The sequence below is a fragment of the Vibrio sp. KMM 9700 genome (assembly GCF_058545285.1).
In genome coordinates, this window is sequence record NZ_CM178589.1 from 933,564 (window position 1) to 948,807 (window position 15,244).

Annotated in this window: 13 protein-coding genes; 2 read left to right on the plus strand and 11 right to left on the minus strand. The window is 40.4% G+C overall.

Going from position 1 to position 15,244, the window contains the following annotated elements:
• Positions 1–348: 348 nt before the first annotated feature.
• From dapB to ffh, 6 genes are all read right to left on the minus strand, one after another.
• Positions 349–1,158, minus strand: coding sequence for a 4-hydroxy-tetrahydrodipicolinate reductase (gene dapB, locus AC2VOY_RS04210; RefSeq protein WP_491832456.1), 810 nt, complete (start codon positions 1,156–1,158; stop codon positions 349–351).
• Between the two features lie 382 nt (positions 1,159–1,540).
• Positions 1,541–1,894, minus strand: coding sequence for a 50S ribosomal protein L19 (gene rplS / locus AC2VOY_RS04215; protein ID WP_244358289.1), 354 nt, complete (start codon positions 1,892–1,894; stop codon positions 1,541–1,543).
• Positions 1,895–1,935: 41 nt separating this feature from the next.
• Positions 1,936–2,679: a tRNA (guanosine(37)-N1)-methyltransferase TrmD gene (trmD, locus tag AC2VOY_RS04220; RefSeq protein WP_491832457.1), complete on the minus strand. Its 744-nt coding sequence runs from the start codon at positions 2,677–2,679 to the stop codon at positions 1,936–1,938.
• 32 nt (positions 2,680–2,711) lie between these two features.
• Positions 2,712–3,245 (minus strand): ribosome maturation factor RimM, encoded by a 534-nt coding sequence (gene rimM / locus AC2VOY_RS04225; RefSeq protein WP_491832459.1) that lies wholly within the window; start codon positions 3,243–3,245, stop codon positions 2,712–2,714.
• A 26-nt stretch (positions 3,246–3,271) separates the two neighbouring features.
• Complete coding sequence (gene rpsP, locus AC2VOY_RS04230) at positions 3,272–3,520, minus strand: 30S ribosomal protein S16 (protein ID WP_491832461.1); 249 nt, start codon at positions 3,518–3,520, stop codon at positions 3,272–3,274.
• A 220-nt stretch (positions 3,521–3,740) separates the two neighbouring features.
• Positions 3,741–5,120, minus strand: coding sequence for a signal recognition particle protein (gene ffh, locus AC2VOY_RS04235; protein WP_491832463.1), 1,380 nt, complete (start codon positions 5,118–5,120; stop codon positions 3,741–3,743).
• A gap of 295 nt (positions 5,121–5,415) precedes the next feature.
• Here ffh and AC2VOY_RS04240 point away from each other — a divergent pair, with 295 nt between their 5' ends.
• The gene (locus AC2VOY_RS04240) at positions 5,416–6,210 is read left to right on the plus strand and encodes a cytochrome C assembly family protein (protein WP_491832464.1); all 795 of its coding nucleotides are present in this window, start codon (positions 5,416–5,418) and stop codon (positions 6,208–6,210) included.
• A gap of 62 nt (positions 6,211–6,272) precedes the next feature.
• Entirely contained in the window at positions 6,273–7,559 is a 1,287-nt protein-coding gene (locus AC2VOY_RS04245; RefSeq protein WP_491832466.1) for an HlyC/CorC family transporter, read from the plus strand.
• Between the two features lie 93 nt (positions 7,560–7,652).
• On the opposite strand, the gene AC2VOY_RS04250 is transcribed toward AC2VOY_RS04245, so the two are convergent.
• From AC2VOY_RS04250 to AC2VOY_RS04270, 5 genes are all read right to left on the minus strand, one after another.
• Positions 7,653–8,789 carry a porin gene (locus tag AC2VOY_RS04250; protein WP_491832468.1) on the minus strand — a complete coding sequence of 379 codons (1,137 nt, stop codon included), beginning with the start codon at positions 8,787–8,789 and terminating at the stop codon, positions 7,653–7,655.
• A 540-nt stretch (positions 8,790–9,329) separates the two neighbouring features.
• Positions 9,330–9,839: an S-ribosylhomocysteine lyase gene (luxS, locus tag AC2VOY_RS04255; RefSeq protein ID WP_491832470.1), complete on the minus strand. Its 510-nt coding sequence runs from the start codon at positions 9,837–9,839 to the stop codon at positions 9,330–9,332.
• A 142-nt stretch (positions 9,840–9,981) separates the two neighbouring features.
• Positions 9,982–10,608, minus strand: coding sequence for a transglycosylase SLT domain-containing protein (locus tag AC2VOY_RS04260; protein WP_491832472.1), 627 nt, complete (start codon positions 10,606–10,608; stop codon positions 9,982–9,984).
• 6 nt (positions 10,609–10,614) lie between these two features.
• Positions 10,615–12,201 (minus strand): glutamate--cysteine ligase, encoded by a 1,587-nt coding sequence (gene gshA, locus AC2VOY_RS04265; RefSeq protein WP_491832474.1) that lies wholly within the window; start codon positions 12,199–12,201, stop codon positions 10,615–10,617.
• Between the two features lie 150 nt (positions 12,202–12,351).
• Positions 12,352–15,198 carry a M16 family metallopeptidase gene (locus AC2VOY_RS04270; RefSeq protein ID WP_491832476.1) on the minus strand — a complete coding sequence of 949 codons (2,847 nt, stop codon included), beginning with the start codon at positions 15,196–15,198 and terminating at the stop codon, positions 12,352–12,354.
• Between the last annotated feature and the right edge of the window lie 46 nt (positions 15,199–15,244).

Genomic DNA, 15,244 nt, shown 5'->3' on the forward strand with positions numbered 1-15,244 from the left:
TTCTTATCACTTAAAGCCTTTTTTGATTCAAAGCGTCTAAATCATATAACTTCTATGGTTAAACCTAAGAAGCAAACGATAAACTATTAAGTACATTCAGAAGTAGTTAAAAAACACTCAATCAAAAATAAACTAGGTATAAAAAGTAAATAAAAGGCAACTTTAAGTACAAATATAAAGCTTTAACACCGTAAATAGATAAAAAAACAACTTTTAACAACTTAACTTGCAAAGCAATCGTTTCTTTTATTGAGAAGAGATATAAAAAAACGCCATACAAAATGATGACGTTTTAGATATAAATCTTAACATTTCAATAATGAAAAATGAATAAAAATTCGATAAGACTTATAGCTCATTCAAATTCAATACATCCGTCATGGTATAGAAACCAGGCTGCTTGTCTGCAAGCCATACTGATGCGCGAATCGCACCATTGGCAAAGGTCATACGATCTGAGGCTTTGTGCGTAATTTCTACACGTTCACCAATATCAGCAAACATTGCAGTATGCTCACCGACAATATCACCAGCACGAATCGTCGCAAAACCAATTTCTTCAGGCTTGCGCTCACCCGTGATCCCTTCGCGTGCATAGACAGCAACATCACTTAGTTTGTTACCCATAGCGCCAGCAATCGCTTCACCCATACCGATAGCTGTGCCTGATGGCGCATCAACTTTATGTCTATGGTGCGCTTCAAGAATTTCAATATCGCAATAATCGCCCATCACTTTCGCTGCTTTTTCTAGCAACTTAAACACTAGGTTGACGCCAACACTATAGTTAGGCGCCATCACGATAGGAATTAACTTTGCTGATTCATCGATACTTTTCAGCTGAGCTTCATTAAAGCCAGTTGTGCCGATAACAATCGCTTTATTATATTTTTTACATAGTTCGATATTTTCAAGCGTGGCTACAGGTGACGAAAAATCGATAATCACATCGAAGTTTTCAACTTGAGTAGATAGATCTGCAATAAGACGAATACCAAGCTTACCTTCACCACAAATCTCGCCAATATCCGCTGCAAGAAGTGATGAGTTAGAGCTCTCTGAACCTGCCACAATTTCAACATCTGGGTTTCGAAAAGCCGCTCGAACTAAGTTTCTTCCCATTCGACCAGCAGCACCCGCAACTGCAACACGTACCATATTCATCTCCATTGTAATTTAATATTTGTAGTTGTTACTAAGAATAGTCTATCTAATTGACTTTATAGTAGATAATTTCTCAATGCTACTATTTATCTAATATTTATTCAGTTTAAACGATAAAAAGTAAATCGTTAAGATAGCAGACTTAAATAAATTTAAAGCAAAAGATGAAGTGAGTCGAGAAATAACTACAGATTAAAGCTAAAACTATGATCTCTTGCTAATTTTTTATTCCGAATTAATCTAACTTTGCGTGATAAAACTGTCATTAAAGTGTCAAATTCAGAGAGTATAGAATAATTAATTCCTTTAACAAAATTTAGACATAAAAAAAGCGACCCCGGAGGATCGCTTCTCGATGAGAACGCAGCGTGCGTTATTATTTCTTCGCCAACTTCTCTTTGATACGAGCTGACTTACCAGAACGCTCACGTAGGTAGTACAATTTGGCACGACGTACTGCACCACGACGCTTAACTTCGATGCTGTCAACCATTGGTGAGTGAGTTTGGAAAGTACGCTCAACACCTTCACCGTTCGAGATTTTACGAACTGTGAATGCAGAGTGTAGACCACGGTTACGAATACCGATCACAACACCTTCGAACGCCTGTAGACGCTCACGGTCACCTTCTTTTACCTTAACTTGAACAACAACAGTGTCACCTGGTGCAAATTTAGGTAGGTCTGATTTCATTTGCTCTTCTTCTAGAGCTTTGATGATATTACTCATTTTTTAAATTCCTAGATTAAACTGAAACTAATATAAATAGGTTACTTCGACTTATGTTCTAAAATGAACTGCGCAAGTAATGTTTCCTGTTCGTCAGTCAGAGCTAGGTTTTCCAGAAGCTCTGGGCGTCTTTGCCAAGTTCGGCCTAACGATTGCTTTAATCGCCAGCGACGAATTTTTTCATGATCCCCTGAAAGTAAATCTGCCGGAACATCTTTACCATCCAGTGACTCAGGGCGCGTATAGTGCGGGCAATCTAACAAACCATTTGCAAAAGAATCTTCTTCTGCGGACGCAAAATCCCCCAGCACGCCAGGAATAAACCTTGCGACTGAATCAATTAACGTCATGGCTGGGAGTTCCCCACCCGTCATTACAAAGTCACCAATTGACCATTCTTCGTCAACGTACTCTGTAATGATGCGCTCATCTACCCCTTCGTAGCGGCCACAAATCAGAATTAAATTCTCATTTTGAGCCAACTCTTCAACCCCTGCTTGGTCGAGCTTTCGACCTTGCGGAGATAAGTAGATAACTTTCGCCGTACTCGGTGCTGTGGCTTTGCTTGCTAAAATTGCATCTCTAAGAGGCGCAACTTTCATTAACATGCCCGGACCACCACCGTAAGGTCTATCATCAACAGTTTGATGTTTATCATGCGTGAAATCGCGAGGATTACACAAATTAAATGATAAAAGACCTTTTTTTACCGCTTGACCTGTTACACCATAATCTGAAACAGCGCGGAACATTTCAGGAAAAAGGCTAATAATTCCTATCCACATGGGATTTCCTTTCGTTTCAAAATTACGGCTGACTAAAACCCAGGATCCCAGTCAACTTCGATCCGTTGTGCAGTGCGATCAACAGACTTGATCACCTGCTCTTCAAGATACGGGATTAACCGCTCTTTTTTGCCAAAAGCATCTTTTAGATTTGCCTTCACCACCAAAACATCATTTGAGCCAGTTTCCATCATGTCAATGACTTCACCTAAGTGATAGCCTTTGTCAGTGTAAACTTGCATTCCAAATAACTCACGCCAGTAGAATTCTTCTTCTGACAATTCTGGTAATGAATTAGGATCAATTAAGATTTCAAAGTTGGTGTAAAGTTGTGCATCTTCACGCACATCAACATTTTCAAGCTTACAAATATAACCTTGATTATGACGCTTCCACGTTTCAACTTTGGTTTCGATTAATTTACCATTTTGGTTTAAATACCAAGGTGCATAATCAAAAATGCTTTCTGCATTATCTGTAAAAGAAAAAACTTTAAGCCAGCCACGAATGCCATAAGTAGCACCAAGCTTACCTACAACCATTTTTTCGCTATCAACTTTGCTCATCGTCTTCCCTTCTTCTGCTAACAAGATTAAGCCGCTTTTTGAGCGTCTTTAACTAGTTTAGCAACACGGTCAGAAACAGATGCGCCTTGACCAACCCAATGGTTAACGCGATCAAGATCTAAACGTAGACCTTCTTCTTGACCTTGAGCTGTAGGGTTAAAGAAACCTACTTTCTCGATGTAGCGGCCAGTTGCAGCGAAACGGCTGTCAGCTACTACGATTTGATAAAATGGGCGTTTTTTCGCGCCGTGACGTGCCAAACGAATGGTTACCATATCGTCCTCTTTGCTTTCTCATAAAAATAAAATTGGCCCCAGATGGTTAAATCTGGAGCCGCGTGCCAAATTAAAGCCCCCGAATTTTACTTATCTGAGATATAATTGCAAGCTATTTTTTGAGCTGCTTTCATAATCTCAGTAATATTCAGAAGTAACGCTTATCATTTAGCGATAGTAAGGCGTTGACATTTCGCAATTAAAATTGCTGTGAGTAAAATTAACGACCGAAGCCGCCCATTCCACCCATGCCGCCACCGCCCATCATGCCTTGCATATTGCGCATCATGCCTTTCATGCCACCTTTTTGCATTTTCTTCATCATCTTCTGCATTTGGGTGAACTGTTTAAGCATGCGGTTAACATCTTGAACTTGCGTACCAGAACCAGCAGCGATACGTTTTTTGCGTGAACCTTTAATCAGCTCAGGATGTTGACGTTCTTTCATAGTCATGGAGTTGATCATAGCTTCCATTTGGGTAAACATTTTGTCATCAACTTTATCTTTGACATTATCAGGTAGGTTGCCCATACTTGGAAGTTTACCCATCATGCCAGCCATGCCGCCCATGTTTTGCATTTGTCCAAGCTGCTCACGAAAATCTTCTAAATCAAAACCTTTTTTTTGTTTGAATTTTTTCGCTAGCTTTTCAGCTTTGGTTTTATCAACGCTGCGCTCAATATCTTCAATTAAAGATAAGACATCGCCCATACCTAAAATACGTGAAGCGACGCGATCGGGGTGGAAAGCTTCTAAGGCATCAGTTTTTTCACCTACACCTAAGAATTTAATCGGCTTACCAGTGACGTGACGCACAGAAAGCGCGGCACCACCACGTGCATCACCATCGACTTTCGTTAGGACCACACCGGTTAACGGAAGTGCTTCACCAAAAGCTTTTGCTGTATTGGCAGCATCTTGACCTGTCATTGCATCAACAACGAATAAGGTTTCAACTGGGTTGATTGCTTGATGAAGGTCTTTGATTTCAGACATCATCTCTTCATCAATCGCCAAGCGGCCTGCGGTATCTAGAATCACCACATCAAAGAACTGCTTCTTGGCAAATGCAATCGCATCATTGGCAATATCAATTGGTTTTTGGCTAGGATCTGATGGGAAGAAGTTCGTACCAACATCGGCAGCTAGCGTTTCAAGCTGTTTGATCGCCGCTGGTCGGTACACATCGGCAGAAGCAACCAGAACTTTTTTCTTATCACGCTCAGTTAAGAGTTTGGCTAACTTACCAACAGAAGTGGTTTTACCCGCACCTTGAAGACCAGCCATTAAAATGACAGCCGGCGGCTGCATCGCAAGGTTTAGGGATTCGTTTGATTCCCCCATGACGGCTTCAAGCTCGCCTTGCACCATTTTAATAAATTCTTGACCTGGCGTCAGCGACTTCGAAACTTCTAGGCCAACCGCACGCTCTTTGACTTGTTTAATAAAGTCACGCACCACAGGTAAAGCAACGTCTGCTTCAAGTAGCGCCATGCGCACTTCGCGCAATGTGTCTTTTATATTGTCATCCGTTAAACGCCCTTTACCACTGATGTTCTTCAGGGTTTGGGAAAGTCTATCGGTTAAATTATCAAACATATTTTTTACCTAAATTCTTCGCCCGAAAATGAGCGTTTACAGTCATATGATGTGAGTATACCAGTTATATGGGGTCTGTTTTAGACTTATCCAAAAATTGAATTAAGAAATTTACAAAAGAAAGGTGTTTTTCATCAAGATTTAGTCAGTTATTATACATTCAAGATTGAAGTTAATAGCCGATCTTAGTGCAAATCTGTATAATTAGTTTTCGAGCACCTTCGGCTTTATCCGCACAATTTATGTGCCAGTCTTAGGTTTCTTCTTTTGTATCAATGGATGAATCAATACCACAATGGAAATTTTGCTTTCTATTATCTCAGTGCTTTTCTACTTTGCGGCAATTGGCTTTATTTTGCCAGGTCTTATCAATCAAAAAGGCATTCATAGTAAACTTGTGTTTGGCTTTGCGGCGATAGCACTTCTTGCGCATGCTTTTCTATTAAAAGATTTAATCTTAGATCCTTCAGGGCAAAATTTTAGCATTTTAAATGTTGCCTCCATGATTGGCTTTATCATCTGTTTGGTTATGAGTATTTCTATGCTTAAAACTAAGCTCTGGTTCTTGCTGCCAATCGCCTATAGTTTTGCTGGGATTAATATTTTAGCCGCAACTTTCTTACCAGGCACATTCCTCACCCATTTTGAAGGTCAGCCAGAGCTTTTATTTCATATTACTGTCGCTTTATTCGCCTATTCAACCCTAACCATTGGCGCACTTTATGCGCTCCAGTTAGCTTTTTTAGACCACAAGATTAAAGTCAAAAAATCCTTAACCATAAACCCAAACTTACCACCGTTAATGATGGTTGAACGTCAGTTATTTAAAATCATTTTCATCGGTAATATTTTGCTGACTATAACGCTCATTACAGGTGTAGTTTACATCGAAGGGGCTTTATCCGCGCAAAATTCACATAAAACTATCTTGTCTTTTGTTGCTTGGGTTTTATATTCAGTGCTACTTTGGGGTCATTATCGCCAAGGTTGGCGCGGTAAAAAGGCACTTTGGTTTTCTATCGCCGGCACGTGCGTGTTAACTTTGGCTTACTTTGGTAGCCGCTTTGTACGTGAAGTCATTTTAAGTTAACATCGGCTCTAACATCGTTTTACTTACATCTATTTATTATTTAGTTAAAGGAATAAATCAGCTTGGATCTTTTACCTACTGAGGTTCTGTTTGCCATTTTGGCATTACTTATTATTATTTCTGCCTATTTCTCTGGCTCAGAAACCGGCATGATGTCTTTGAACCGCTATCGCTTGCGCCATATGGCAAGTGAAGGCGACAAGCGTGCGCAACGCGTTGAAAGACTCCTTTCTAGACCTGACCGCCTGATTGGCCTTATCTTAATTGGCAACAACCTAGTTAATATCTTAGCCTCAGCAATTGCCACAGTGATTGGTATTCGCTTATATGGCGACTTAGGAGTTGCGATTGCCACGGGTGCGTTGACGCTAGTGATCCTTGTTTTTGCAGAAGTAACGCCTAAAACGGTCGCAGCGCTATACCCTGAAAAAGTCGCCTTTACCAGTAGCGTCTTGCTGCAAATTCTGATGCGTATCCTTGCGCCATTAGTCATTTTAGTGAACTTCATTACCAATGGCTTTTTGCGTATTCTGGGTTTAAATAACGCCGAAACCAAAGATCATCTTAGCTCAGAAGAGCTCCGCACTGTGGTTAATGAAGCCGGCAGTCTGATCCCGCGTCGTCACCAAGATATGCTGATTTCTATTCTTGATTTAGAGCATGTCACCGTCAATGACATTATGGTGCCACGTAATGAAATTACTGGGATAGATATCAATGATGACTGGAAATCGATTGTGCGCCAACTCTCTCACTCACCACATGGGCGTGTTGTTTTATATCGTGACCAAATCGATGAAGTAGTGGGCATGCTACGTCTGCACAAAGCTTATCGTACTATGCTAGATAAAAATGAATTCAATAAAGAAACGCTATTGCGCGCAGCCGATGAGGTTTACTTTATCCCTGAATCAACGCCTTTGAATGTGCAGCTTTTAAAATTTCAGCGTAATAAAGAGCGTATTGGCTTAGTTGTTGATGAATATGGTGATATCAATGGTTTGATCACCCTTGAAGATATTCTTGAAGAGATTGTGGGTGAGTTTACGACTTCTATGTCCTCAAGCCTATCCGATGAAATCACACCACAAAGTGATGGCAGCTTCTTGATTGAAGGTAGCGCTAATATTCGTGATATCAACAAGAGTTTAAATTGGGAACTGCCAACGGATGGGCCGCGAACCCTAAATGGTTTGATCTTGGAGTATTTACAAGACATCCCTGAAACCTTCATTAGTATTGATGTCGCAGGCCATACAATGGAGCTAGTTGATATTGCAGAGAATAAAATCAAACTAGTAAAAGTTTCGCCAATTAAAAAGAAACTTAAGAAAAAGAAAAAGCACTAATTAATAATTTTGCTAATTGAATAGATAAAAAGCGCCCGCTAGCAATAACGGGCGCTTTTTCTAATTTAACCTATGAGCTAATACTCAATATAGCTAGAAGTCGTAACGGATACCAACAGCAGCATCATCACTCGTATCAGAGATAGTGACTTTACCATCAGTGTGATCACGCATCTTTCTAGCATCGCCTTTGTCTAGAACATTGTAGTTATAAGAAGCATACACTCGGAAATTAGGCTTGAAATAATAAGTTGCATCAAACGCTAAATTATTTACGAAAGCTTCATCATCAACTTCTTGGTAGTTCCAAGTAGTGGTAAATACTGTTTTCCCCCAAGTATAAGCACCCGCCCACTCATAACCATCAATGTCATGTACTTCATCAAATACAACATCTGAATCATCAGTTTCAGACATTAGAGCATTATATTCAGCCGCCTCGCCTGTAACATAGTTAAATGCAGTATAGAAGTTGTTGTATTCCCAAGATGCTGTTGCCATAAATTCATTTTGGTCATCATCTTTTGTTGCTGTACATACAGTTTCAGAACCATTTGCAACGATTTCACCAGCATCATTAATATCAAATATTGGGCGTTCTTCTGATTGTGAACAAGCATTAACATCTTGTTGCGCATAGCCAAGACCAATACGCAGGCCGGTGTCATAGACATTCCAGATACCAGATAAAGAGAAACCATCACGGTTGTTATCACTATCTTCAAAGCGATAAGATGCTTTAAGATCAAAATCTGCAAAACTACCCGAATAGGTCAACATATTTGAAGCACGGTCAGCTACGTTTAATTTATATGCTGCACTGTTCCCATGGTATGCCATGATATCGGTAAAATCAGTTAGTACGCCTAGCGCGCCGTCGTTTTTACCATAAGTGATTTCACCAAAGTTGCCGCCAATACCAGCATAGAGGTAACGGTTGGTTAAGTCATCTGAGTCGGCATCTGTCGGTGCACCACGGTCATTACCTTTAAATTCACCTTCATAAAAGCCAACACCATACAGATTGTCGTCAATTTGAGTTTTACCAAGAAAATTTAAACGTACGCGAGATACATCATCATAATTATCTCTATCTTGGATAGACATACGAGCTTCAGCACGACCACCCATTGAAAGACTTGTATCATCCGACTTAAAGATATCAGCTGCGCTTGCTGTCCCTGCACTAATAATGCCCGATACGGCTAGTGCGATCAGTTTTTTATTCATCTTAATAATCCTAACTTATATGCTTTTTCATTAAAATTTAATTAGGAGTATTTAAACCCCTGATTTATTTTTATTATTAGACCTCTTGGCAAATAGATTTAGACTGCCAATATAACCATCTTAGCTAAAATATATCACTTTGCCTATAGAGGTTATATTACTGAATATAAAAACCTTCTATATTCAGAATTATAACCTTTAATATACTGATATTTATATCATTTCATTCACACCAATGAAACATTTTAACAATAAAGACACTAATGAAGTATAATTAAAATATCAGATTATCAAATTTAATAATTATGATATTTACCCATAATATAATTAATTTTATATTTATATCATAGGATTTAAATCATTCATTGGGGTTATTAATATCAATGAAAATAAAACAACCTTCAATTAAAATTAATAATTTTATAATAAAATTCGATCACCAATCACAAATGCTTGTGATCTGCTATGTAATATATAAAAAAACTGCGCTCAAGCACAAGCTGAACGCAGTTTTAACGTTAGTTATATTCTAAAGACAATTTAAAGTGATTGTAAAACTGACTCTGGCAATGCCAACTCATCATTTTTATTGACTTGGACACCAGCATCTAAGATATTTTGTGCAATCGCTTGAGCTTCTTGAAGTGAGTGCATGCTATAAGTTCCGCACTGATACTCATTAAGCTCTGGGATATTTTCTTGGCTTTCAACTTTCAATACATCTTGCATTGCAGCAATCCAGCAATCGGCCACTTTTTTCTCTGCAGGCGTGCCAATCAAGCTCATGTAAAAACCTGTACGGCAACCCATAGGTGAAATATCAATAATTTCAACTTCAGAGCCATTTAAGTGATCGCGCATGAAACCTGCAAATAAGTGCTCTAAAGTGTGAATGCCTTTTTCAGATAAAATATCTTTGTTCGGCGCACAAAAACGTAAATCAAATACAGTAATAGTGTCACCTTTTGGGGTTTGCATTGTTTTGGCTACACGTACAGCAGGTGCTTGCATGCGTGTGTGGTCAACAGTAAAGCTATCTAATAATGGCATTGTGTTCTCTCTTTGTGCTGTATTAAAGTGCATTTAGATTAGTGAATTTAAAGCCGAAAGCCAAGCTTTAAGGGAAACTTTTGCGCCCTGATTTTTATTGATGCGCAACGCTTGGCTATTTGCTATCACTTTTTAGTTTAGCTTAAAAGAACCAGCCCTTCTTGCTATCTAGCTTCGCTTGGCATTGCTTAAGTTGCCAACCATAATCCCCTGCGGTCGCTTCAACTTTACGAGCGACTTTTAAAAGACTCGGTTTACTATTAAATGAACCACGCGAAAAACCGCCACGCCCTTCATGATAAGCTAAGTATTGACGATAGGTGTCCCACTTGGATATGCCAAGTTGGCGCTGTGAGCCATCGATATACCAGCCGACAAACATAATCGCATCGCCAAAGTCATCTCGATCTGCGCCAGAATCAAATTGATCTTGATACTCACCCCAGACTGGATCTTGTGCTTGTGCGTAGCCAAAGGCGCTTGATGGACGAGGGCCTGGAATAAAGCCTAAGTAATATTTTCGCGGCGGGCGAGCATCATGAATAAACGAGCTTTCTTGCTTGATAAATGCCATCGCAATTTGAATCGGCACGCCAAATTCTTGGTTCATATCCTTGGCATCCTCATACCAACTTGAATGCTCTTCAAAGATATTACAGATATTGGATTGATCAGAAGGAGGACTCGTCGCACAAGCGCTGAGTAGTAAAGACAAAACAGCGGCCAGACATGCTCGACCGCTGTTGATTTTATTTAAAGGTACATTCATATTAAATCAAATAGATGACGTCGCTGTTTGTTGGTTTAAGTAAGCAAAATAGTCTTCTAAGAAGTCATCAAAGCTTAGCTTATCAGCGGCTTCAATTTCTGCTTGTTTAGCAACCGATTCTACAGCTTCTTTCTCCATCATTTGTTGATTATAAACAGTATATTGATGAGAAAGTAGGTTCTTACGATAAGTCTCACTTAAAGATGAACCAAATTTACCTATACCACCTAAACGTTCAATCTCTGCCATCACTTGGCCGGAAATCGTCTTGCTTGGCTCTTTCACCCAAGATTTAAGTTTTAAACAAACTGTTTGATAGTCTTGAGAGCTATTTTCTTTATCCATCGCAATTGCGACTTCTTCAAGCTGCTCAAAAATAAGCGTGCCGATCTCAGATAAAAGCTGCTCACCTTCACCATGAATATCAAGGGTTAGTTCTGGATTACGACCTTCAGTCACAACTTTATCCCAGTTTTTCCCCCAACGTGCGACATCGGATTCATCCATCTGTGGTGAGTCTTTTAATGTGCACCATGTAATAAAGAGATCAAGGAATTGCACTTGCTCTTCGGTGATCCCGATTTCACTAAATGGGTTCACATCCAGTGAGCGCACTTCTATATATTCAACACCACCACGGCAAAGTGCTTCAGATGGCTTCTCACCAGATTTAGCGACGCGTTTTGGACGAATCGGTGCATACAACTCATTTTCGATTTGCAACACATTCGCATTAAGTTGACGGTGCTCGCCATCAACTTTCACACCAATATTAGCAAAAGATTTTGACGGCGTATGGATCGCCTGTTTAAGTCCTTTTAAGTACTCTTGCAAACTATTAAAGCCAATATGCAAATCGCTTTGATCGCTGTTGGTATAACCTAAGTCACTCAAGCGTAATGAAGTTGCATAAGGTAAATAAAGCGTCTCGCCCATTTTTTCAAACTCAAACGGGCTTTGCTTATTCTTTAAAAATGCTCCACAAATTGCAGGTGATGCGCCAAATAGGTACGGAATGATCCAGCCATAACGGTAATAATTACGGATCATCGCAAAATAATAATCAGACTTCGTTTGCGCTCTGTCTGTTTCGTTTTGCTCCCCTTCAAGTGCATCCCAAAAGCTTTCAGGAAACGAGAAGTTAAAGTGCACGCCAGAAATGATTTGCATCAAACTGCCATATCTATGCTTCAAGCCTTGGCGATAAAGAGTTTTCATGCGCCCAGAGTTTGAACTGCCATAATCAGCCAAATTAATATCAGAATCGCCCGATACATTGCACGGCATAGACATAGGCCACAAGGTCTCATCACCCATCTTAGTTAAAGTAAAATGATGAATATCCTTTAATTGCGCAAGCAAAACTTTGGGATCGTTTGAAACAGGTGTTATAAACTCAAGCAAAGATTCAGAGAAATCCGTTGTCACCCATTGATTGGTTAACGCTGATCCTAAACCTTTAGGATGTGGCGTTGAGGCGAGGTGCCCATCTTGGGTATAGCGCAGCGCTTCGCGCTCAAGCCCGCGACCAAATGATTTAAAAATTTCAGATTTTTCACTGACTTGGCCTAGACGTTTAGAAAATTTTGTCAAAATAGCGCTCACTTGTTGTTCGAATGAGTAAGCCACAAGCATAAAGATTTCGCTTTCAAATACTTTGCGGTTGCTCTGATTATAAATAAAAAAGGGATCCGAAGATCCCAATTTTTGGTCTATCTCTCTATATTATCCAATATAAGGGTGCTATTGCACAACTTCAAGCATTTGCACTGGAATATTCAATTTCTCCAGTTCTGGCTTGAGCGTTTTTGCATCCCCAACAACGATAATTTGGTAGTCTGACGGATTAAACCATTTTTGAGTCACTTCATCCAAGGTCTTTTTATCAACACTTTTTAGAATCTGTGAACGCTCATCCATGTAGTTATCGGCAAGCTTATAGTCATGTAGACGTAGCAATAAGCTTGCTTTATCCGCATTTGTTTCATACTTCAAGGCATCTTGTTGACCAATCGCAAGGCGCATAAAATCGATTTCATCTTGCGTCACACCTGTTTTCACATAGTTGGTTAACTCTTTTTGGATCTCTTGAATTGATTGCACGGTTGAATCAGCGCGAACTTCTGCGCCAAAGATCACACTCCCTAATTCTTTGCCAGCAAGAAAACCGCCACTTGCGCCATAGGTAAAGCCTTTATCTTCACGTAAGTTCTGGTTAATACGACTGTTAAAGTTACCCGCAAGATTATAGTTTGCAAGTTGGCCTAAGTACATTTCACCGGTTGCATCATAAGGCAAACCTAAACGCACAAAACGAACCGTACTTTGTGGTGCATTAGGCTTATCAACTAAGTAAATGCTTTGTTTCTCTGGTGGTTGTGGCGCACCTAAAGCAATCTTCTCAACAGCTTTACCTTGCCAATCAGTTAAGAATTTCACTTTTTCAGAGAGATCTTTTTGCTCAATATCACCGACTGCAATCAAGCTTGAATCTTGCGGCGTATAATGGGCTTTATAGAAAGCTTTCACATCATCAAGAGTTAAGGCTTTGACAGATTCAAGCGTGCCATCTGAGTCAGATTCAAAGGCGCTGCCTTTATAAATCACTTGGCGCGTCGCTTGGCTAACCATCCAACTTGGAGTTTGGTGGCCATATACTAGCCCTTCAATGGTTTGCTTTTTAATTCGGTCAAAATCTTCTTGCTTAAAGGCTGGCTCAAACAAGATTTCTTTTGCAATTTCAAGGGTTTTATCCAAGTTCTCGGTTAAACTTGAAACTGTCATTGTGGTATTGTATTGACCACTGCCAAAGTTGATTTTACTACCTAGCTTATCAAGCTCTTTTTGAATGTCTTCACTGCTACGTTTTTTTGTGCCTTCATCCATCAAAGCTGCAGTTAGATCGGCCAAACCTTCTTTGCCTTTTTCAACATAACGCGCGCCCGCAGGCATGCTAAACACAAGATCAACGGTTGGAATTTCAGTGCTGACGGTTCCTAAAAGATCCATGCCGTTGTCAAAGCTTGCGCGATAAATCTCTGGCACCTTAGTTTCAACCGCTTTTGCCACTTCAGGCATTTTATTGCGATCAAAATTCTCTTTTGGCTCACGAACATCAAGATCCGCTTCAGTGATCTTGTCATATTTTGGCAGATCACGCGCTGGTGGTGTGAAGTTCGGCTCTTGTACTTGTAAGTTGGTTTGCCCTTTTGGCACCACGCTCAAGGCAACTTTATGCCCTTTCTCAACATACGTATCAAAAGATTGCATCACAGATTCTGGCGTCACTGCTTTTAGCTGCTCTAGCTCAGTTTGAATGCGATCAGGATCGTTATAGAAAGTTTGATTTTCAGCAAGTTGCGTCACCTTACCGGAAACACTTTGCAGCGCATAGACAGCATTGGCTTTCGCGCGCCCCACGACTTCATCCAACTGGCTTTGGGATACGCCGGTTTTTTTGAACTCATCTAATGCAGATTGTATTTCTTGATAGATAGGTTTCAGCGCAGCTGTATCACCTGAATCTGTCATCGCATAGAGATACAAGGTACAAGCAAGCTCTGCGCAATCTTGATATGCCCCAGCATCAACCGCTTTGCCAGTTTTGACCAGTTTTTGGTACAAGACGCTGTTTTTACCGCTACCAAGCAATGAAGCGAGCATATCGGTTGCAACTTGATCTTTGGCGCCTTGATATTGGGTTGGATAGGCCATCATCAGCATTGGTTGGCGAATCTGATCTTCAAGGGTAATAAAGCGATCTTCAGTGAGTTTGACTGGCGCTTTGTCAGCATTGGTGACTTCTGGGCCACGCGGGATCTGCCCAAAGTATTTATTCACCCATGCTAGCGTTTGCATTTCATCGATATCGCCACCTATGGTGAGCACGGCATTATTTGGGCCATACCAACGTAGGAAGAAGTCTTTGAGATCATTCACATCCACGCGATCTAAGTCCGACACATAGCCAATGGTTTGCCATGAATAAGGGTGATTTTTCGGATATAAAGCTTCGCCTATACGCTCATAAATGAGGCCATAGGGACGGTTATCATAATTTTGACCGCGTTCGTTTTTCACCGTATCACGCTGAATTTCAAATTTGCGCTGTGAGATCGCATTGACCAAATAGCCCATTCGATCGGACTCAAGCCATAAAACTTTTTCTAATTGGTTTGCCGGCACGGTTTCATAATAATTGGTGCGGTCACGGTTAGTACTGCCGTTTAAACTGCCGCCAGCTTCGGTAATGATTTTAAAGTGCTGCTGATCGCCCACATGCTCGGAGCCTTGAAACATCATGTGCTCAAAAAAGTGTGCAAAGCCTGAGCGGCCAATTTGCTCACGCGCCGATCCCACATGATAAGTCACATCCACATGCACAAGAGGATCTGATTTATCAGGTGAAAGAATTAAGGTCAATCCGTTTTCAAGCTGATATTTTTTATAAGGAATAGATACTTCACCTTGCTTGGGGGTGACGGAAGATTCAATTAATTTCACCCCTTGCGGCAATGCGTCCGCCGCATAACTTGGTAAACCTGTGGCCATAAGCGCCACTAAACATGAACTGAGCAACAGCTTTTTCATAACCATCCTTCTTATTTATTTTGAGTGAAAAGTCTTGAGTGAAAAA